Raw genomic sequence first — 19477 nt, 5'->3', positions numbered from 1 at the left:
GGCCGACGGCGGCTCACCCCAATCGACTTGAGGCGAGTGCCGGTGATGCGTCCGTGCCCGCGGACCAGGGTGGTCCTGGCTCGGGTTCGTCATCTCAGTTGGCCTTGGCTGCGAGGCGGTGCAGACGGATCGCCGAGATCAGGAAGAAGATGCCGCCCAGCACGGCGTATCCGCTGATGCCTGAGACGGACGCCTTCGGCCCGCCGGCCATCAGGATGAAGCTCGAGCCGGCGATGACAGAGACTCCGCCGCTGAGGATCATTGCCCACTGCCCTCCGAGCCGGTAGCGCAGGATCGCGACGATCAACTGCACGATGCCCGCGGTGATCGCCCAGGCACCCCACACCCGCAGAACGCTCGGCATACCGGAGGTGACGGCGACAGCCAATCCGATCGCCGTGAGCAGACTCAGTGCCATGTTGAGGTACAGCGGTGCTCGCGGTCGTGTGGTCCCCGAGGAACGGAAGTCGATCACGGCCGCGGCCACGTCGAACAGCGGATAGATCACCAGGAGGGCGATGCCGGCCGGGTTGAGTGTCGAAGCGGTGAGCATGATCAGGACAGCCCAGATGACTGCGAAGGCGAAGCGGACGTAGTACAGGTTTCGCAACTCCTTGGTGCTGCTGGCGGTCTCGGTTACGGCGCGGGCGTCGATGGCACTGGACATCAGATTCCTCTTTCGATGATTGGCACGGCGGATCGGTCGGGCGTCAGCGGCTGACACGGTCGGCCTGCTTGATCGGACACGTGAGGGTTGCCGGGTAGGCGGGCGATGGGGGCGCGGCAGGCATTGACCTCTTGCTCACTCCGAGTAGAAAGAACGATCGGTCTACCTGACTTTGGCGGATGTACCCACGGATGTCAAGACCGACCGTTCTATCTGCTAGCCTTGCGACAGGATCTCGAACGGGAGAGGCGGATGTCGGAAGCACGAGCGCGACTGCTCAGCACGGCCAGCGGGCTCTTCTACTCCGAAGGACTTCATTCCGTAGGCATCGATCGCATCATTGCTACCGCAGGCGTGACACGAGCCACGCTGTACAGGCACTTCCCGAGCAAGGACGACCTCGTCGTCACCTACCTGACACAGGCCGACGAGGCAATCCGCACACGAGTGAACGCCGCGCGGACTCAGGACGCGTCCCCCGACGACGTCGTTCGGACTGTCGGTCGGTTCATCGCTGACGACATCCAGAGCCCCGGCTTCCGGGGGTGCGCGTTCCTCAACGCCGCCGCTGAATACCCCGACCCGACCCATCCGGTCCACCAGGCGGTCCTCAGGCACCGGCAGTGGTTTCTGGCCACGATGACCGAGCTCTTCTCCGAAACCGGAAAGCCCGACCCCGATCCCGCAGCCCGGCATTTCGTCATGCTGCGAGACGGCGCAATGGCCGCCGGCTGCCTGACCGATCCGAAACCCATTTGTGAGACATTCCTACGCGGGACCGAAGGACTCCTCAAGTACCGCAGTCGCCACCAATCGGACTACTAGAGCCGGCCTCAACGCGGACCACCGTCGGCGAGCCGTGCTGTCGTCCCAGACGATTCTGAGCGATGGTCACCCAGGACAGCCCTTCACCAGTACGACGTGTCGGTCCTCAAGGTGTGAAGGCGCGGGCGATGGGCCAGGCGCCGGGGGAGGTGTTTGACAGCACGGTGCAGGTGGTGCCGGTGTGTGGGTCGTGCGTGGACTTGAACGACGCGCCGGCGTCGTACCCGACCAGGATCGCCGTGTCGGTGCTCTCGTGCAGCCAGAAGCCGAGACCGTAGCGCCTGGATTCCTCGGGTACGTCGCAGTGCGGCCGTACGACCTCTTCGACCGAATCCACTAGGTCGCCGGCGAAAAGCGCGCGCCAGAAAGTGGAGATGTCGGCGGCGGTGGTGTGGATGCCGCCATCGCCGGTGGCCAGCACCGGCAGGTGGAAGATGTTGGAGCGATCCACACCGTCTATTGGCAGGTAACCCACGGCCGCGTCAGCGGGCAGCTCGTCGGAGCGGAGGAAGTCGGTTCTGGTCATGCCGGCGGGGCGGAGCACCCGTTCCCGGACCAGGTCGTGGTATCCGACGCCGCTGGCCCGCTCCGCCAGCAGGGCGAGGACCACGAAACCACCATTGCAGTAGCCGAAGCGCTCACCGGCCCGGAACTTGGTGGGATGCCCGTCCAGCAGGGGCAGGAACGCCTCGGTGGTAGTCAGCTCGTGCGCCGCGCCGATGAAGTAGTCGGTGATGTCGGTGTCGGCCTCTTCGTCCAGGTAGTCACCGATGCCGGAGGTGTGCGTGAGTAGATGCTCGACGGTCACGTCGTCCGCGATCAGCGGAAGATCCTTGCCGAGCAGGGATCGAGCGGTGGTGCTCAGCTCCAGCACACCGTCATGCACCAGTGAGAGCACCGCCACCGCGGTGAACCCCTTGCTGCCGCTGGCGATACCGAATCTGGTGTCCAGGGAGTTGGGAACGCGGTAGGCACGGTTGGCCAACCCGTAGGCCTTCGCGAACTCGATCTGGCCGGCCCGATCAATCCGGACCACACCGGAGAACCCGGTTTCCTTAGCGATCTTGTCAATATCCCCCTGCGCCATTGCCGCAGATTAACCCAGGTCGCGCGCCTACCTGGAGGCCGTATAGCCACGCCTGTCGTACGGCGGATGCTCACAGTTGCGGTACGGCGAGAAGGGGTTCGACGGTCGCGTAGTCCACGACCGGGCCGTCGCGGCAGATCAGCAGTGGCCCGAGCTGGCAGTGCCCGCACAGCGCGACCCCACACTTCATCGAACGCTCGAGCGACACGCGGATGCGCCCGGCGGGTAGCCGGCCCCCGATCAGGACACGTGCACCGAATCGCATCATCGGCTCGGGACCACAGAGGAACGCGACCGTCCGGTCCGGATCGATCCGGAGCCGGGACATCGGCTCGGTGACGAAACCGACCGCGCCGTCCCAGCCCGGCGCGGGCCGGTCGACGGTGAGCTCGACGTCGAGGTCGTCGCGCGCCGCCCAGCGATCCAGCTCGGCGCGGAACAGGAACTCGTCCGGCGTGCGGGCGCCGGCCACCAGCACGATCTTGCGGTACGCCGGCCGTTCCGCCAGCGCCTCCAGCAGCAGCGGACGTAGTGGCGCCAAGCCGATGCCACCGGCCACCACGACGAGATCGTTGCCGGCGGCAGCTTCCGGCGCCCACGCCGTACCGAACGGGCCGCGGACACCGATCACGGATCCGGGCCGGGCGTCGTGCAGGGCCTTGCTGACCGCCCCGACGGACCGGACGGTGTGCAGCAGTGTGCCGTCGTCGCCGATGCCACTGATCGAGATCGGCACCTCGCCCACGCCGTACGCGTAGAGCATGGCGAACTGCCCCGGCCGGAACGGGGCCAGCGGGCGGTCGACCGGCTCCAGTCGCAGCGTGGCCGAGTCGCGGGTCTCGACCGTGCGGCTGGTGACGCGGTACCTGACCGGAAGCATCGGTTCAGCCGGCATCGGTACGGCCCTCGTCGTTCGGATTGCCGTAGACGTCCAGCAAACGGGCGCGGGTGGACTGCAGCCGGTCCAGTACGACGACCAGCAGCCGGCGGGTCAGCGCGTAGCCGAGCGAGGGATCCTGGTCGGCGAGCAGCCTGAGCCGCTCGGCGTCGAACGCGGTCGCATGGACGGTGCCGACCGCTCGGGCTCCGAAGTGCCAGCGGTACGGCGGGACGAGCCAGGACCAACCGAGCAGATCGCCAGGTCCGAGAGTCTGGACGACGACATGGCCGCGGCCAGGGACCGCTGTGTCGAGCGCGACGCGGCCGTGCTGGATCAGCCAGCAGCAGTTGGCCGCGCCATCCTCGTCGAACAGCCGCACGCCGTCGTCGTAGTCCACGTCGTGGGCTGTGCTGAGCAGCATCTCCCGCTCGTGCGGACCGAGGGTGTCGAACAAGCCGATGCTAGGCATCAGCCGACTCGCCGGCCGCTGCCGTCGCGGCGAGCCGGCCCACTTCCTCGGTCAGGTCGATACCGACAGGGCACCAGGCGATACACCGGCCACATCCGACGCACCCTGACCCGCCGAACTGGTCGTACCAGGTGCCGAGCTTGTGGGTGAGCCACTGCCGGTAGCGGCTCTCGCCGGAGCTGCGGACGCTGCCACCATGCAGGTAAGAGAAGTCGAGCTCGAAGCACGACTGCCAGCGTTGCCAGCGTTCGGTGTGGTCCCCGGTCAGGTCGGTGACATCCTCGGTGGTGGTGCAGAAGCAGGTCGGACAGACCATCGTGCAGTTGCCGCAGGTCAGGCACCGTTCGGCGACGTCCTCCCAGTGCGTCGAATCCCGGCTGCCGGCCAGCAGGGCCCGCAGGTCGACCTCGGGCATCGCCCGGCCCATCCGGTGCGCGGCGGCCGCGACCTCCGTGCGGGCGCGGTCGGTCTCGTCCGCCGCGGCGTCGCGGTGGTCCAGCCGGCCGAGCAGGTCGGCGCCGGCTTCGGTGCCGGTCTCGACCAGGAACCGGTGGCTGTCGGCTGGTCCCGACGCCGTTAGTTCGGTAAGCGTCAGATCGGCCCCCGGTCCGGCCCCGGGGCCGGTGCCCATCGAGGCACAGAAGCACACCTCGCCGGGTTCGGTGCAGTTCACCGCCACGACGAACAACGACCGGTGCCGTGCCTCGAACGACCCGTCCGGATGGCTGCCGCCGCCGAGCACACCGTGAAGCTTCGCGATCGCGGCCAGATCACAACCCCGGACGCCGAGCAGCGCGTACCGCGGTGTCTCCTCGTCAGCGGCGCGGAACGAGCCGTCCTCGTCGGTGGACCACAGCTTGCGGCGGGCCGGATGCAGGAACGTCTTCCAGGACTGCGGACCGGCGGAGTGGGCGAACATGGCGTCGTCCTCACGCGGCCGCAACCGGTAGTAGCCCGGACCTGTCTCGACGCCCCAGCCGGCGGGCAGTTGCCCGGCGTCGGTGAGCTCGGCCAGCACGATCGCGCTGCCGGACACGGTCGGCCCGATCACCTGATAGCCATCGCCGATCAGCACCTGGACGAGAGCGCCGAGGCCGTCGGTGTCGATGATCGATTGACCCATACCGCGATCGTCCTGGTGGCCGCCGTACCGGCCCCAGGGCCGAAGGTCCCGGGCGGCGCGGTCTTCGGTCCCTGGCGGAGCCGTCGGTCACCCTGGTGTGCTCACGATGATGAACACTCCGACGCTTGCGGTCTTCAAGCTCGCCTCGTGTGACGGTTGCCAGCTCACCGTGCTGGACTGCGAGGACGAGCTGCTCACGCTGGCCGGGCGGGTGCGGATCGCGCACTTCCTGGAGGCGTCGAGCGCGGTGCTGCCCGGTCCGTACGACGTGGCACTGGTCGAGGGCTCGATCACCACGGCAGCCGACGCCGAGCGAATCCAGCGGATCCGGGCCGAGTCGCGGGTGCTGGTGGCGATCGGTGCCTGCGCGACGGCCGGCGGGATCCAGGCGCTGCGCAACTTCGGCGACGTCGCCGAGTTCGCGTCGGTGGTGTACGCCCGGCCGGACTACATCGAGACCCTCGCCACCTCGACGGCGGTCGCGGACCACGTCCGGGTCGACTTCGAGCTGCGCGGCTGCCCGATCGACCGCCGCCAGCTGCTCGAGGTGCTGACTGCCTTCCTGGCGGGCCGCAAGCCGGATCTGCCCGACACCTCCGTGTGCACCGAGTGCAAGCGCCGTGGCCTGACCTGCGTGATGGTCGCCGACGGCACGCCGTGCCTCGGCCCGGTCACCCATGCCGGGTGCGGAGCGTTGTGCCCGGCGTACCGGCGTGGATGTTTCGGCTGCTTCGGCCCGATGGCGAAGCCCAACGTGGCGGCGCTGCTCCCGCGACTGCGGGAGGCCGGGATGACCGACGACGAGGTCGACCGGGTCTTCCTCACGTTCAACGCGGCTGCCGGCGGGTGGTCCTCGTGAACCATCGCGCCAGGCAGCTGAACGTCAGCTCGCTCGCCCGCGTCGAGGGGGAGGGTGCGCTACGAGTCACCGTTCGCGACGGAGTGGTGGAGCGCGCGGACCTGCAGATCTACGAACCGCCGCGATTCTTCGAGGCCTTGCTGCGCGGGCGAGGCTACACCGAGCCGCCCGACATCACGGCACGGATCTGCGGCATCTGCCCGGTCGCCTACCAGACGAGCGCGTGCACTGCGATCGAGGACTCCTGCGGAGTGCGGGTCGGCGGCCCGATCGGTGAGCTGCGCCGCTTGCTGTACTGCGGCGAATGGATCTCCAGTCACGCGCTACACATCTACTTGCTGCATGCGCCGGACTTCCTCGGCTACCCGGACGCGATCGCACTGGCCACCGCCCATCGCGACATCGTCGAACGTGGGCTGGCCCTGAAGAAGGCCGGCAACGCGATCCTGGAGCTGGTCGGCGGCCGGCCGATCCACCCGATCAACGTTCGCGTCGGCGGCTTCTACTCCGCACCAGGCAGAGACCGGCTGGACGCGCTGGCCGCGCAGTTGCGGCCGGCGCTCGAGGCCGCGATCGCCACGGTGCACTGGGTGGCCGGATTCGACTTCCCGGACCTGGAGCTGGACCACGAGTTGCTCGCTGTCCACGACCCGGCCCGGTACGCGATCGAGGGCGGCACGACGCTGCGTCGCAGTGACGGGCCTGCGTTCGGAGTCGACGCCTTCAGCGACCATGTGGTCGAGGAGCAGGTACGACACTCGACTGCGCTGCACGCCGCCCTCGACGGCCGCCGGTACCTCACCGGGCCGCTGGCTCGATACACCCTCAACCACGAGCGCCTGTCACCACTGGCTCGCGAGCTCGCGGCCGGCGCGGGACTCGGCAGCGAGTGCCGCAACCCGTTTCGCAGCATCGTGGTCCGTGCCGTCGAGACCGTGTACGCGGTCGAGGAAGCATTGCGGTTGATCGAGTCGTACCAGCCGCCGGAGCCGCCGTACGTCGGCGTTCGGGCACGAGACGGGGTCGGGCACGGTGTCAGCGAAGCGCCGCGTGGCCTGCTCTACCACCGCTACGCGATCGGCGCCGACGGCCTGGTCCGGTCGGCGACGATCGTGCCGCCGACATCGCAGAACCAGGCCGCCATCGAGGAAGACCTCCGCCGGGTCGTCTCGGCCCATCTGGATCTCGGTGACGAAGCGCTGACCGCGCTGTGCGAGCGGACGATCCGCAACTACGACCCGTGCATCTCCTGCTCGACGCACTTCCTCGAGCTCTCCGTGGAGCGGCTGTGAAAGCACCGGTCGTGATCGGCATCGGCAACGAGTACCGTCGCGACGACGGTGTCGGCCCCGCACTCGTCGCCGCGCTCGAGGAGTATCGGCCAACCGGTGTGCGGCTGATCGTGTCCGACGGCGAACCGGCGCGGCTGATCGAGGATTGGGCCGGCGCCCCACTCGCCGTGGTGGTCGACGCCGTGCTGTGCGAGCCGTCGACGCCCGGCGAGATCCATCGCACCGACCTGCGCGGTCTGGCCGCGGTCGTCCGCGCGCGTCCAGCCGGCTCGCACGGCCTCGGTATCCCTGATGCGGTGCGGCTCGCCGAGGCGCTGGACCGGCTGCCGGAACGGCTGATCGTCTACGCGGTCGAGGCCACCGACGTTGCCTTCGGCACCGACCTGTCGGCGCCGGTCGCCGCCGCATTGCCTCGGCTGGTGACGGCCGTACTGACCGAACTGGGGTTGCGTCCGCGGGGATGACGAGCCCACGACGAGGGAGTTCCCCTCTGCCGGTCATCTCACGTGGTCGACGCGAACCCACGCTTGCGCGGATGACAAATCCACGCACCGCACACTCCGGTCACCGACCGGCTCGCCGACTACCTGCTGTTCCTCCGCGACTGACCGCTCGATGTCGTGTCGCGGCCGGCCGGGACCGCCGTACCTTTGTGGTGGGTTGGGGCGGCGACTCTGTCGCGCCAGCCTGGGGTGCGTAGGGACAGGTAGCAGAGGCCGGCTACGGGGACGGGGATCCAGAACTGGAAGAGCCGCCAGGAGACGACCGCGATGACGGCGACCCCGCCGGGGACGCCGAGACCGATCAGGCCCGGGATGAGGATGCCTTCGATGATGCCGAGGCCGCCGGGGGTGATCGGCAGAACGGCGAGCAGGCTGGCGATGCTGTAGGCGAGCACCAGCGAGGCCGGGTTCATCGGGTGTCCGAAGGCGATCAGGAAGAACCAGAGAGCTGCCGCGTCGAGCAGCCAGTTGAGCGTCGCCCAGGTCAGGAAGGATCTGCGGACCTCTCGGTCCGACAGCAGCTCACGAAGCTGGGTTGCGATCTCACGAGCGCGGGGACGCCAGCGCCGGGGGAGCCGGCGAAGAGCGAAGCGGAGGACGGCGGCAGCGCCGGCAGCCATCCGTGAACGCTCCCGGGTGGCAATGACGCCGCTTCCCGCAAGCACAGCGCCGATGAGCCAGAGGATCAGATAGGGCGCGGTCGGACCGGAGAAGATCAGGGTGGGAATCAGTGCTACCCAGAGGACGGCGGCAAGAGCCACCGCACACCCGACGCCCTGTACTGCGATTGCCGCGGCGACGTCGGTCGGCGCCGCGCCACCGGAGACCAGAAGCCGATAGCGGAGCGCCGTCGTCGTCGCGCCACCGCCCGGCACGATGTGTCCGATGCCATAGCCCGTCAGATCGCTGCGCAGGAGCCAGCCGAAGCCTGCCGGCCGCTCGCGGAGCACGCTACGGGTACTCAGCGAGTAGCACACCAGGCTCATCGCTTCGAACGCGATTCCGGCGCCGACCCACCATGGATCGACCTGTCGCAGCAGGCGCAGCGATTGCTGGGTGCCGGCCATTCTCGGCAGCACGACGTAGTCGACGACCGCGATGAGGATCAGCAGCCCGATCGCGCTGCGGCCCCAGGCCAGCGCCGTTCTGGCCGCTCGCCCGGCCGCTGTGCGTCGCGGGAGTCGGGGATCAGCCGCCTTACTTGCCTGCGGCAACAGGTGCGCCATTGCCGGCTGCTTCGGCCAGGTCGAGGGCCAACGTGATCATCTCGCTCCTCAGGTCATCCGGCCCGTCGGCGGCGACGGTTGTACTCGCGACGCCTCCAGAGCGGTGGCGATTTCGCCGGACCAGGCGCGGATCTCGGGCCAGTCCCTGGAGTCGCCGATCAGCTGGTCGAGTTCTGCGCGGTGGGAACGGACTCCGGCGACGGCGTCGGCTTGGAGGTCCCCGGCGAACGTCTTGACCGGAGCGGCCTGGATGAGGCCGGCCAGTCGGGCGACGTCGGGTGGGACGGGCTGGTCCTGGTCCTTGCTCGGACCGATCGGGCCGCTGTGGAAGAGCCAGACCGGCCGGCTGCGGAGTTGCCGCTCGTGATCGCGGAGGAAGCGGACAGCCTCGGAGCGCCAACGTCCCTTGTAGATCGCGCTGCCGACGATCACGGCGTCGTACTCGCTGACGGCCAGGACGGCGCCGATCTCGTGGACGTCGACCTGGTGGCCGGCGGCGCGGAGCTCGGAGCCGATCACCCCCGCAATAGTTGCGGTCGCGCCCATCTTGGTGGCGTAGGCGATCAATACCTTTCGGGTCATCACACATCTCCTTCCGTCAGCACGCGAAGAGGCTCACGTGCCGCTCGTCGTGCGAGTCGAGGTCCGCGGTGAGTCGGCTGCCGCCGATAGTTCCGTCGCGGTACTCACGTACTCACGTACTCATCGTGGTTCCGGCGACAGGCCCGCGTCAGAGTCTTTCTGCCTGGATTGCCTGGGCCGCAAAGTCGGTTGGCCGGCGTCCGTCGTGCCGTTATGGCGAGACCTTGTTTCCTTCGAGGTGGAGTGCGGTTGCGAGGAACGCGGTGACGCGCTGTTCCCACTCGCGCGGGTGGGTTCGCAGGGCCTGGGTGTGTCCGGTGCCAGGGACGATCCACAAGTCGACGCTGCCGGCGGCCGCGGACTGGATGTAGCGGGCTGCGCTGCCCTCGTCGGCACGGTCGCCGGCAGCGATGAGCAGCACCTTTCGTGGCGCGGTCGCAGCGACCGCATCGCGCAGCGCCGGTGGTTGATCTGCGGCCGTGAGCAGGCCCGTGACGCCGTAGGTCAGCCAGTCGAGGCCCTCCTGAAGGGTGCCGCGCCAGCCGTATTCGCCGGACAACCACGCTCGGTCGGCAGGTACTCGATGGGTCGCGCCTTCGGCGACGACTGCGCGGATCCTCCGGTCACCTGCCGCCGCGCCGATCGCTTCCTCGCCGCCCATCGACAACCCGACCGCCGCGATCAGCTTGTCATCGACGTCGGGTTGCGTCTGCAGGAACGACACGGCCGCGGCGACGTCCTGATCGCCGTACCAACCGAAGTCCATGGCTCGCCCGTCGCTGCGGCCATGACCGCGTGCGTCGAAGAGCAGTACGCCGTACCCGTGATGCGCCAGCACGACAGCGTGATCGAGCACGCTCGAGCGGGTCGAGCCCGCCCCATGGAGCAGGACAACGGCCGCGTGGTTTCGGGACGGGATGTACCAGCCGGCGAGCGCGACCCCGTCCGCGGTCGGGAACGTGACTTCGGCAGACGCCAGACCGCGGTCCGCCGGAGTTGTCGAGCCGACGGTCGTCGGAGGAACGGTGGTCGCGGCAACCGCCTGACCGATCGTCAGCGCTGCGATGACCACAGCGGCGAGGAGGACGGGCACCACCAGGATGCGGCGCCAGCTCCGGGCGGCGCGGACCAGGATCACCCCGCTGACGGCAAGCAGGGCCAGACCGGCTGCCAGGACGGCGAGGCCGATGACGGTGATGGGATGGAAGCCGGCCTTCGCCAGGTACGGCAGGCCGACGCCGATCCCGACTCCGAGTACGAGACATCCGGCGCTGAACACCAGGCTGCCTCGGACGATCCGTGGGCGGGCACCGATTCGCTTCACCTCGCGTCACCTCCGCCGTCCGCTCCCAGGTTCTGTCGCGGCGCACTCGCCACCCAGGGCCGCAGGTCCTGACACAGCGGGGACAACCGACCCTGCCGCCGGGGCGGGTCCAGCGGGAGTGTGGAGTCGAGTGGAAAGGGTGCCTCATGACACGAACGCCTCACCTGGAGCCCGCTCGGAGGCGACTACGGCCGATACTGCTCGGTCTTGGCGCGGTCGTCGGGGTCGCCGTTGGGTTCGGTCTGTTCCGCAAGTACGGCGGTCGAGCGCGGGACGCCAGTTCGTTCGCGATGTTCGGCGAGACCAAGACCACGGTTGAGCATCTGACGAGTGCCGATGCCACGGCGGTGTTCGGCGCGGTCACGCTCGACCTGCGAGAGGCTCAGATCGACGAGGAAGCGACAGTCGACTGCTTCGCGCTCTTCGGTGGTATCGACGTTCTGGTGCCCAAGCGGTGGCGGCTCGCGTTGTCAGGCACGCCGATCTTCGGGGGAGTCGAGGACAAGACCAGCCAGGACGAGCCGCTGCCGGCCGAAGCACCCGTCCTCCTCGTCAACGCGGTCGCGATGTTCGGCGGGGTCGCGGTGGCGAATGAGCCAGGCGACGCGACCCTTAGGGCCAAGGGTCGTCAGGGGTTGTCCCAGCCGCGGCGCGGAGAGTGAGTGGCGGTCTGCTGGTCGCGGCTGCGGTAGACGATGTAGGGCCTGGTCAGGTAGCCGAGCGGGGCGCTGAAGACGTGGACCAGGCGGGTGAAGGGCCAGAGGGCGAAGAGGGTGATGGCGACGAGGCCGTGGAGCTGGAAGGTCAGGGGAGCCGCGGCCATCAGGTCGGGGTGGACGTCGAAGCGGAACAGGCCGCGGAACCAGATGGAGACGCCGTCGCGGTAGTCGTAGTGGCCGAAGATGTTCGCGATCACCGTGTTCACGAGGCCGAGCACTATGACGGTGGCGAGGAACAGGTACATGACCTTGTCCATCCGGGTGGTTGCCGAGAACACCGGTCCGACCGTGCGGCGGCGGTAGATGAGGATGGCCAGGCCGGCGACCGTGCAGAAGCCGGCGATCGCGCCGATCGAGACGGCGAGGAAGTGATAGAGACCCTCCGAGATGCCGACCGCCTCGGTCCAGGACTTCGGTACGCCGAGACCGATCACGTGCCCGAGGAACACGCCCAGGATGCCGAAGTGGAACAGCGGGCTGCCCCAGCGCAGCAGTCTGTTCTCGTACAGCTGCGAGGACCGGGTGGTCCAGCCGAACTTGTCGTAGCGGTAGCGCCAGAAGTGCCCGGCCACGAAGATCGTCAGGCAGATGTAGGGATAGACCACCCACAGGAACTCGCTCATCGGCGTGCTCCGGGAAACGTTGGCATTGGCAACGGTTGGGTCGCCGGATCGAAGGCCGGTGTCGCGTACGGCGTGAGTCCGACCTCCTCCTGCGGTGGGCCTTCGGCGGCGAGGCGGTCGATCGCGGCGCGCTCGTCACCGGCAAGCGGCGGCAGTGTCGCGGTGATCCCTTGTACGGCGCCGTGCCAGGCGGACCCGGCGTCCGCGAGAGCCAGCCGGAGGATCTCGAGACCCGCGCGATGATCGATCAGCAAGCGCCACCCGAGTCGCTGGTCGACGGTCGCCGCGTACTCCAGCACCACACAGAGGTGATCGGGCAGCTCGGTATCGTCCAGCACGAAGCCGGACCGCAGGTAGGTCTGCTTGAAGCGCAAGAGTGCGACTCCACGACGCCTGGTGTCTCCGTGGGCGAAGTAGGTCAGGTAGAGGTTGTGCCGTCGCCGGTTGTCGAACGTGTCGACGTACCGCTGCTGGAGCGTGGACAAGTCTTCGGATGCGAGCTCTTGAGCGGTGGCGCGCAGCGGATCCCCGACGGTCGGGGGGAGTTGGGCCGCTCCCTGCTGGATGAGTTGCAGCCGTGAGAGCAGTTCGTCATCGGGGTAGTCGAGCAGCAGCGATGCTGCCTGCCAGGCGATGGTGAGGTCGCGAGGGGGCAGTTGCGGGTTCGGGTACTTCATGGCTGATCGGCCTTCGGTGGGAAGAGGCCGTCCGGCTTGCCCTTGCCGTCCCAGTTCAGCAGGTTGACCCGGTCGGCGGTCTGCCGGTCCTTCAGCATCTGGAAGTTCTCGACCGCGATCGGGGTCGGTACGCCGGAACCCTCGCCGAACGGGCCCGATCCACCCATGCCCGGTCCACCTTCGTAGTCGAGCGAGCACTCGGTCGCCAACTCTTCCAGCGCGTGCGCCTGCTCGGCGTGCGCCGGTGGGATCACGTAGCGTTCGTCGTACTTGGCCAGTGCGAGCAGCCGGTACATGTCGTACATGTCCTCTTCGGTCATGCCGACCGCGTGGGGGATGCCGCCGTCGGGGTCGCGGCCGAGATTGATGTCACGCATGTACGAGCGCATCGCGGCGAGCTTGCGCAGGACGAGATCGACAGGCTGTACGTCGCCTGCGGTGAACAACTCGGCCAAGTACTCGATCGGAATCCGCAACGCGTCGATGGCGGCGAACAGGTTCTCCCGCTTCTCGGCGTCCTCGCCGGTCTCCCTGACGACGTCGACGACGGGAGACAGGGGCGGGATGTACCAGACCATCGGCAGGGTTCGGTACTCCGGATGCAGCGGCAGAGCGACCTGGTAGCGGTTGATCAATGCGTACACGGGCGATCGTCGAGCGGCCTCGATCCAGTCGTGCGGGATCCCGGCCCGCTCGGCTTCGCGTCGTACGTCGGGGTCCGAAGGATCGAGGAACACGTCCCGCTGGGCTTCGTAGAGTCCGTGCTCGTCCGGTGTCGACGCGGCGGCCAGGACCTTGTCGGCGTCGTACAGCATCAGGCCGAGGTAGCGCAGCCGGCCGACACACGTCTCCGAGCAGACCGTCGGCAGGCCGACTTCCACCCGCGGGAAGCAGAACGTGCACTTCTCCGCCTTGCCGGTGCGGTGGTTGAAGTAGACCTTCTTGTACGGGCAACCGGAGATGCACATCCGCCAGCCGCGGCAGCGGTCCTGGTCGACGAGCACGATGCCGTCCTCGGACCGCTTGTAGATGGCGCCGCTCGGACAGGACGCGGCGCACGACGGGTTCAGGCAGTGCTCGCAGATCCGCGGCAGGTAGAACATGAAGGTCTGCTCGAACTCGAACTTGACCTTGTCGCCGACCTTCTTCAGCACCGGGTCCCGCTCTGCCGTCGCGGCGGACCCACCGAGATCGTCGTCCCAGTTCGCCGACCAGGACACCTTCATGTTCTGCCCGGAGATCAGCGACTTCGGCCGGGCCACCGGCGTGTGCTGCTGGGCGGGCGCGTCGGTCAGCGTCGCGTAGTCGTAGGTCCAGGGCTCGTAGTAGTCCTGGATGGACGGCATCTTCGGGTTGGAGAAGATGGTCAAGAGTTTCTTCAACCGCCCACCTGCCTTGAGCGTGAGCCGGCCGCGCATGGTGAGCGTCCAGCCGCCCTTCCACGTCTCTTGGTCCTCGTAGGTCCGTGGATAGCCCTGGCCGGGCCGGGTCTCGACGTTGTTGAACCAGACGTACTCGGTGCCGGGGCGGTTGGTCCAGGCCTGCTTGCAGGTGACCGAGCAGGTGTGGCAGCCGATGCACTTGTCGAGGTTCATCACCATCGCCATCTGCGCCATGACTCGCATCAGTAGGTCACCTCCTGGGAGCGCCGCCGGATCACGGTGACCTCGTCTCTCTGGTTCCCTGTCGGCCCCAGGTAGTTGAAGGCGAAGGACAGTTGGGCATACCCGCCGATCAGATGTGTCGGCTTGATCAGCAGCCGGGTCAGCGAGTTGTGGATTCCGCCGCGCTTCTTCGACGTCTCCGCGATCGGTACGTCGATCAGCCGGTCCTGCGCGTGATGCATATACACCGTGCCTTCGGGCATCCGGTGCGAGACGATCGCGCGGGCCACGACGACGCCGTTGCGGTTGACCGCCTCGATCCAGTCGTTGTCAGCGATGCCGACCTTGGCGGCGTCCTTGTCGCTCATCCAGATCGTCTGGCCGCCGCGCGACAGCGACAGCATGAACAGGTTGTCCTGGTACTCCGAGTGGATCGACCACTTGCTGTGCGGCGTCAGGTAGCGAACCGTCACGCCGTGCTCGGTGACCGAGCCGATCTCCGGTTCGGCGAACAGTGCGCCCATGTCGAGTGGTGGACGGTACACGGGCAGGTTCTCGCCGAGCTCTGCCATCCAGTCGTGGTCCAGGAAGAAGTGCTGGCGACCGGTGAGCGTGTGCCAGGGCTTGAGCCGTTCGACGTTGATGGTGAACGGCGAGTACCGCCGGCCGCCGGTCTCTGAGCCCGACCACTCCGGAGAGGTGATGACCGGCACCGGAGCGGCTTGGGTGTCGGCGAACGTGATGCGCTTTCCCTCGTGCTCCGCGGCCAGGTCGTGCAGGGGTTTGCCGACCCGGGTCTCGAGTGTCTTGAAGCCCTCGGTGGCGAGGCGGCCGTTCGTCGTACCCGACAGGGCCAGGATCGCCTCGCAGGCGTGGACGTCGCGCTTCAGTGTCGGCCGGCCGTCGGCCGGGCCGCCGCGGACAGCGCCGTTCTTCGCGCGCAGGTAGTCGACCGGCTCGGTCACATCGTAGGTGACGCCCTTGGTTGTCGCGCCGAGCTTCTCCATCAGCGGGCCGAGGGCCGACATCTTGGCGGCAACGGCACCGTAGTCGCGTTCGACCTCGACGAGCTTCGGCATCGTGACGCCGGGGATCGGGTCGCAGTCGCCGGCCTTCCAATCGCGAACGATGCCGTGCGGATTCGCCAGCTCGTCCGGCGTGTCGTGCAGGAGTGGTACGGCGACGACGTCGCGGCGTACGCCGAGATGCTCCTGGGCGAGCTCGCTGAACTTCTCCGCGATCGTCTGCCACGCGTCCCAGTCGGTGCGGGTCTGCCACGGCGGCGCGATCGCGGGGTTGAAGGAGTGGATGAACGGATGCATGTCGGTGGTGTTCAGGTCGTGCTTCTCGTACCACGTCGCCGCCGGCAGGACGACGTCGGAGAAGAGTGTCGTGCTGGTCTGCCGGAAGTCCAGCGTCAGCAGGAGATCCAGCTTCCCGCGCGGTGCTTCGTCGTGCCACTCCACCTCGCGCGGGCGGCTGCCTGCCGGTGCCTCGCCGGCTCGCAGCGACGAGCCGGCACCGAGGAGGTGCTCGAGGAAGTACTCGTTGCCCTTGGCCGACGAGCCGAGCAGGTTGGCCCGCCAGATCGACAGGATCCGCGGGAAGTTCTCGGGCGAGTCCGGGTCCTCACAGGCGAAGCGGAGCGCTCCGGTCTTGAGCTCGTCGACGATGTGCTCGGCGACCGGTCGTCCCGCGGCCTGCGCCTCGTCGGCGAGGTCATGCGGATTGCGGTTGAACGTCGGGTACGACGGCATCCAGCCGAGCCGGGCGCTGAGCGCGATCAGGTCGGCGGTGGTCTTCCCGGCCAGTTGTCCCTGTCCCGTCGTCGCGGCCAACGTGTCCGCACCGAACGGGTCGTAGCGGAACTGATCGGTGTGCAGGTACCAGTAGGCGGTCTGGATCATCTGCCGTGGCGGCCGCGACCAGTCGAGCCCGAACGCGAGCTGAGCCCAGCCGGTGATCGGGCGGCACTTCTCCTGCCCGACGTAGTGAGCCCAGCCGCCGCCGTTCACACCCTGGCAGCCGGTCAGCGTGGTCAGCGCCAGGAACGCGCGGTAGATGGTGTCGGAGTGGAACCAGTGGTTCGTGCCGGCGCCCATCACGATCATCGAGCGGCCGCGGGAGTCCTCGGCGTTCTGCGCGAACTCGCGCGCGATGCGGGCAGCCGCAGCCGCCGGAACACCGGTGATGCGCTCTTGCCAAGCCGGAGTGTACGGCGCGAGGTCGTCGTACGAACTGGTCCAGTCGCCGGGCAGTCCGGGGCGGGCGACGCCGTACTGGGCGAGCATCAGGTCGTAAACCGTCGTGACGAGGTGTCCGCCGATCCGCCGCGCCGGGACGCCACGGATGAGGTCACCGGCCGCCCCGTCACCGGTGTCGAACCGCCGCAGCCGGAGCTGCACAGGCTCGGCGTCCCCGCCGGCCAGCGACAGCGCCGGATCCACCGGGCCAAGGTCGAGATTCCACTTGCCTTGGCCGGCCTCGCCGAAGCGGTGACCGAGCGAACCGTTCGGTACGACGGGCCGGCCGGTGGCCGAGTCCAGCACCACGGTCTTGAAGTCGGCGTTCTCCTCCGGGAGGTCCGGGAGATCGGCCGCGGTGAGGAACTTGCCCGGCCGGTGCACACCGTTGCCTACGGCATCGAGCCGGACCAGGTAGGGGAGGTCGGTGTAGGTCTTGGCGTAGCGGGTGAAGTACGGCGTCTCGCGATCGACGAAGAACTCCTTCAGGATCACGTGTCCCATCGCCATCGCGAGCGCACCGTCCGTTCCAGGTGCCGCGGGCAACCATTCGTCAGCGAACTTCACGTTGTCCGCGTAGTCCGGTGACACCGCGATGACCTTCTGGCCGCGGTAGCGCGCCTCGGCCATCCAGTGCGCATCCGGCGTTCTGGTGACCGGCAGGTTCGAACCCCACATGATCAGGTAGCCGGCGTCCCACCAGTCTCCGGATTCGGGTACGTCGGTCTGGTCGCCGAACACCTGTGGTGAGGCCACCGGGAGGTCGGCGTACCAGTCGTAGAACGACAGCATCGTGCCGCCGATCAGCGACGTGAACCGGGCGCCCGAGGCATGCGACACCATCGACATCGCCGGGATCGGCGAGAACCCGGCGATCCGGTCGGGTCCCCACTTCTTCAGCGTGTGCACGTACGCGGCAGCGACGAGCTCGGTGGCCTCGTCCCAGGTCGCCCGGACCAGTCCGCCTTTGCCACGGGCGGACTTGTACTTTTGTGCGAGCGTTGGATTGTCGACAATGTGCGCCCAGGCGGCGACCGGATCGCCGCCGTACTGGGACTTGGCCTCGCGGTACATCTGCAGCAGCACGCCACGGATGTAGGGGTAGCGGATGCGCGTGGGGGAGTAGGTGTACCAGGAGAAGGCGGCACCGCGTGGGCAACCGCGGGGCTCGTACTCCGGCTTGTCGGGACCGACGGAGGGGTAGTCGGTCTGCTGCGTCTCCCAGGTGATGATGCCGTCCTTGACATACACCTTCCACGAGCAGGAGCCGGTGCAGTTCACCCCATGGGTGGAGCGCACGACCTTGTCATGACTCCAGCGATCCCGGTAGAAGTCGTCGGCGCTCCGGCCACCGATCTTGTGCAGGGTGCGCAGGTCGTCGGAGACCACGCCCCTGGTGAAGTAGCGCCGAGTCCGGACCAGGGCCTCGCTGAGCCCGCCATCCAGGCCGATGGCCGAGGCGTCCTTCGAGCCGTCCCCAGTGCTCATGCAGCTCCCTCGCTAGTCGCTGTGCGGTGCTCCTGACGCGTCGGGTCGGCCGTCCTTCTCACGATCGTCAGGGTCAGCAGCAACGTCAAGGCCGCAGTGACCGACAGCAACGTCAGGCCGATGCCGTACGACTGGGTGCGGCCGTAGACGTAGCCCATGATCAGCGGGGGGACGAAGCCACCGAGGCCGCCGGCCGCACCGACGAGGCCGGTCACGCCGCCGACCCGGGCCGGGTCGGTGACCTTCGCGACGAGTGCGAAAGTGGCTCCGCTGCCACCGCCGAGAGCGGCGGCCATGGACAGGAACGCGGCGGTGCCGACGTGCTCGAGCAGGGGCGTGGTGGCGGCGACCGCCGCGCCCCCGGCGACGATCGCGTAGCAGCCGGCGAGAACGGGCACCGGTCCGAACCGGTCCGACAGCCAGCCGCCGAGCGGTCGCATCAGGACGGCGACCACGACGAAGCCGGCCATCCGGTTCGCCGCGTCGGCGGCGCTCAGGTCGTACGCAGTCTTCAGGTACGACGGCAGGTAGACCGAGAAGGCTACATAGCCGCCGAACGCCACGGCGTACAAGATGCAGGCCTGCCAGCTGATCGGGAGCTTGGCGTTCGCCACCAGCCGGGTCACGAACGATCCCTGCGCCGGGCGCCGGTTCGGCGCGTCCCGCAGTACCAGCCACGCCAGTACGGCGTACCCGGCCATGACGCAGGCCGTGATCACGAACGGAACCCGGTGGCCGGCATTGCTGTACAGCTTCACGGTGGTCAGCGCGCTGATCGCCGTACCGCCCATGCCCGCGCCGAAGATGCCGACAGCGAGACCTTTGCGCTCGGGCGGGAACCAGGCACTCACGAAGGGCACGCCGACCGCGAAGGTGGTGCCGCCGATGCCGAGGAAGAAGCCGCCGATCAGGAGCGCGCCGTACGAGTCGAGCCCGAAGAAGCCGATGAACAGGATCGGCACGATGGTCGCGGCGGTGACCAACGGGAACATCACCCGCCCGCCGAACCGGTCGGTCAGGGCACCGACCGGAATGCGGCCGAGCGAGCCGACCAGCACCGGTACCGCGACCAGCAGCGCGACATCCGACTCGGACAGCCGGCCGAGTGTGCCCTGGGTCCGGAACAACGGCCCGAGCGGACTCAGCAGCGCCCAGGCCCAGAAGTTGACCGCGAACCCCACGGTCGCAACCGCCAGCATCACCCAGGGCGCTCGCTCAGCTCTCTCTGCCGGGCGATCGACGTCGCTTCCGTTCATCGCAGGCTCCTCGCGCCGAAGTCAGGCCTC

Annotated in this window: 18 protein-coding genes; 5 read left to right on the top strand and 13 right to left on the bottom strand. The window is 68.3% G+C overall.

Annotation, left to right across the window (positions count from 1 at the left end; genetic code table 11):
• Nucleotides 1-94: 94 nt before the first annotated feature.
• Entirely contained in the window at nt 95-667 is a 573-nt protein-coding gene (locus OG555_RS40070; RefSeq protein WP_329478940.1) for a hypothetical protein, read from the bottom strand.
• Nucleotides 668-919: 252 nt separating this feature from the next.
• On the opposite strand from OG555_RS40070, the gene OG555_RS40065 reads away from it, so the two are divergent.
• Nucleotides 920-1492 carry a TetR/AcrR family transcriptional regulator gene (locus OG555_RS40065; RefSeq protein WP_329478939.1) on the top strand — a complete coding sequence of 191 codons (573 nt, stop codon included), beginning with the start codon at nt 920-922 and terminating at the stop codon, nt 1490-1492.
• Nucleotides 1493-1598: 106 nt separating this feature from the next.
• Here OG555_RS40065 and OG555_RS40060 read toward each other — a convergent pair whose 3' ends face one another.
• From OG555_RS40060 to OG555_RS40045, 4 genes are all read right to left on the bottom strand, one after another.
• The gene (locus OG555_RS40060) at nt 1599-2579 is read right to left on the bottom strand and encodes a serine hydrolase domain-containing protein (protein ID WP_329478937.1); all 981 of its coding nucleotides are present in this window, start codon (nt 2577-2579) and stop codon (nt 1599-1601) included.
• Between the two features lie 70 nt (nt 2580-2649).
• Complete coding sequence (locus tag OG555_RS40055) at nt 2650-3474, bottom strand: FAD/NAD(P)-binding protein (protein ID WP_329478935.1); 825 nt, start codon at nt 3472-3474, stop codon at nt 2650-2652.
• Nucleotides 3464-3928, bottom strand: a complete 465-nt coding sequence (locus tag OG555_RS40050) for a Crp/Fnr family transcriptional regulator (protein ID WP_329478933.1) — start codon at nt 3926-3928, stop codon at nt 3464-3466. The genes OG555_RS40055 and OG555_RS40050 overlap by 11 nt, the downstream gene beginning before the upstream one ends.
• Complete coding sequence (locus OG555_RS40045) at nt 3921-5051, bottom strand: 4Fe-4S dicluster domain-containing protein (protein ID WP_329478931.1); 1131 nt, start codon at nt 5049-5051, stop codon at nt 3921-3923. Before OG555_RS40045 ends, OG555_RS40050 begins: the two co-directional genes overlap by 8 nt.
• A 106-nt stretch (nt 5052-5157) precedes the next feature.
• Between OG555_RS40045 and OG555_RS40040 the strand changes: the two genes are divergently transcribed.
• The 3 genes from OG555_RS40040 to OG555_RS40030 are packed head-to-tail and all read left to right on the top strand — an operon-like array spanning nt 5158 to nt 7666.
• Nucleotides 5158-5910: a hypothetical protein gene (locus OG555_RS40040; protein WP_329478929.1), complete on the top strand. Its 753-nt coding sequence runs from the start codon at nt 5158-5160 to the stop codon at nt 5908-5910.
• Nucleotides 5907-7202 carry a Ni/Fe hydrogenase subunit alpha gene (locus OG555_RS40035; RefSeq protein ID WP_329478927.1) on the top strand — a complete coding sequence of 432 codons (1296 nt, stop codon included), beginning with the start codon at nt 5907-5909 and terminating at the stop codon, nt 7200-7202. Before OG555_RS40040 ends, OG555_RS40035 begins: the two co-directional genes overlap by 4 nt.
• A complete protein-coding gene (locus OG555_RS40030; protein ID WP_329478925.1) occupies nt 7199-7666 on the top strand; it encodes a hydrogenase maturation protease in 468 nt (155 codons plus the stop codon). The genes OG555_RS40035 and OG555_RS40030 overlap by 4 nt, the downstream gene beginning before the upstream one ends.
• A gap of 119 nt (nt 7667-7785) precedes the next feature.
• Here the strand turns inward: OG555_RS40030 and OG555_RS40025 are convergent, their stop codons facing one another.
• The 3 genes from OG555_RS40025 to OG555_RS40015 form a co-directional block, all read right to left on the bottom strand.
• The gene (locus OG555_RS40025) at nt 7786-8931 is read right to left on the bottom strand and encodes a lysylphosphatidylglycerol synthase transmembrane domain-containing protein (RefSeq protein ID WP_329478922.1); all 1146 of its coding nucleotides are present in this window, start codon (nt 8929-8931) and stop codon (nt 7786-7788) included.
• Between the two features lie 48 nt (nt 8932-8979).
• On the bottom strand, nt 8980-9513 hold the full coding sequence (locus OG555_RS40020; RefSeq protein WP_329478920.1) for a flavodoxin domain-containing protein: 534 nt from the start codon (nt 9511-9513) through the stop codon (nt 8980-8982).
• 211 nt (nt 9514-9724) lie between these two features.
• Nucleotides 9725-10837, bottom strand: a complete 1113-nt coding sequence (locus OG555_RS40015) for an alpha/beta hydrolase (protein WP_329478918.1) — start codon at nt 10835-10837, stop codon at nt 9725-9727.
• Between the two features lie 146 nt (nt 10838-10983).
• On the opposite strand from OG555_RS40015, the gene OG555_RS40010 reads away from it, so the two are divergent.
• The gene (locus OG555_RS40010; protein WP_329478916.1) at nt 10984-11499 is read left to right on the top strand and encodes a LiaF domain-containing protein; all 516 of its coding nucleotides are present in this window, start codon (nt 10984-10986) and stop codon (nt 11497-11499) included.
• Here the strand turns inward: OG555_RS40010 and narI are convergent.
• Genes narI through OG555_RS39985 form a run of 5 tightly spaced genes read right to left on the bottom strand, consistent with a single transcriptional unit; the run spans nt 11466 to nt 19447 of the window.
• The gene (gene narI / locus OG555_RS40005; RefSeq protein WP_329478914.1) at nt 11466-12179 is read right to left on the bottom strand and encodes a respiratory nitrate reductase subunit gamma; all 714 of its coding nucleotides are present in this window, start codon (nt 12177-12179) and stop codon (nt 11466-11468) included. The genes OG555_RS40010 and narI overlap by 34 nt on opposite strands.
• A complete protein-coding gene (narJ, locus tag OG555_RS40000) occupies nt 12176-12856 on the bottom strand; it encodes a nitrate reductase molybdenum cofactor assembly chaperone (RefSeq protein WP_329478912.1) in 681 nt (226 codons plus the stop codon). The genes narI and narJ overlap by 4 nt, the downstream gene beginning before the upstream one ends.
• Nucleotides 12853-14481, bottom strand: coding sequence for a nitrate reductase subunit beta (narH, locus tag OG555_RS39995; protein WP_329478909.1), 1629 nt, complete (start codon nt 14479-14481; stop codon nt 12853-12855). Before narH ends, narJ begins: the two co-directional genes overlap by 4 nt.
• Nucleotides 14481-18191, bottom strand: coding sequence for a nitrate reductase subunit alpha (locus OG555_RS39990; RefSeq protein WP_329478906.1), 3711 nt, complete (start codon nt 18189-18191; stop codon nt 14481-14483). Before OG555_RS39990 ends, narH begins: the two co-directional genes overlap by 1 nt.
• Nucleotides 18188-19447 carry an MFS transporter gene (locus tag OG555_RS39985; RefSeq protein WP_329478904.1) on the bottom strand — a complete coding sequence of 420 codons (1260 nt, stop codon included), beginning with the start codon at nt 19445-19447 and terminating at the stop codon, nt 18188-18190. The genes OG555_RS39990 and OG555_RS39985 overlap by 4 nt, the downstream gene beginning before the upstream one ends.
• Nucleotides 19448-19477 lie beyond the last annotated feature (30 nt).

Source organism: Kribbella sp. NBC_01484 (genome assembly GCF_036227145.1).
Lineage (GTDB): Bacteria > Actinomycetota > Actinomycetes > Propionibacteriales > Kribbellaceae > Kribbella.
This window is presented reverse-complemented; position numbering and strand designations above follow the sequence as displayed.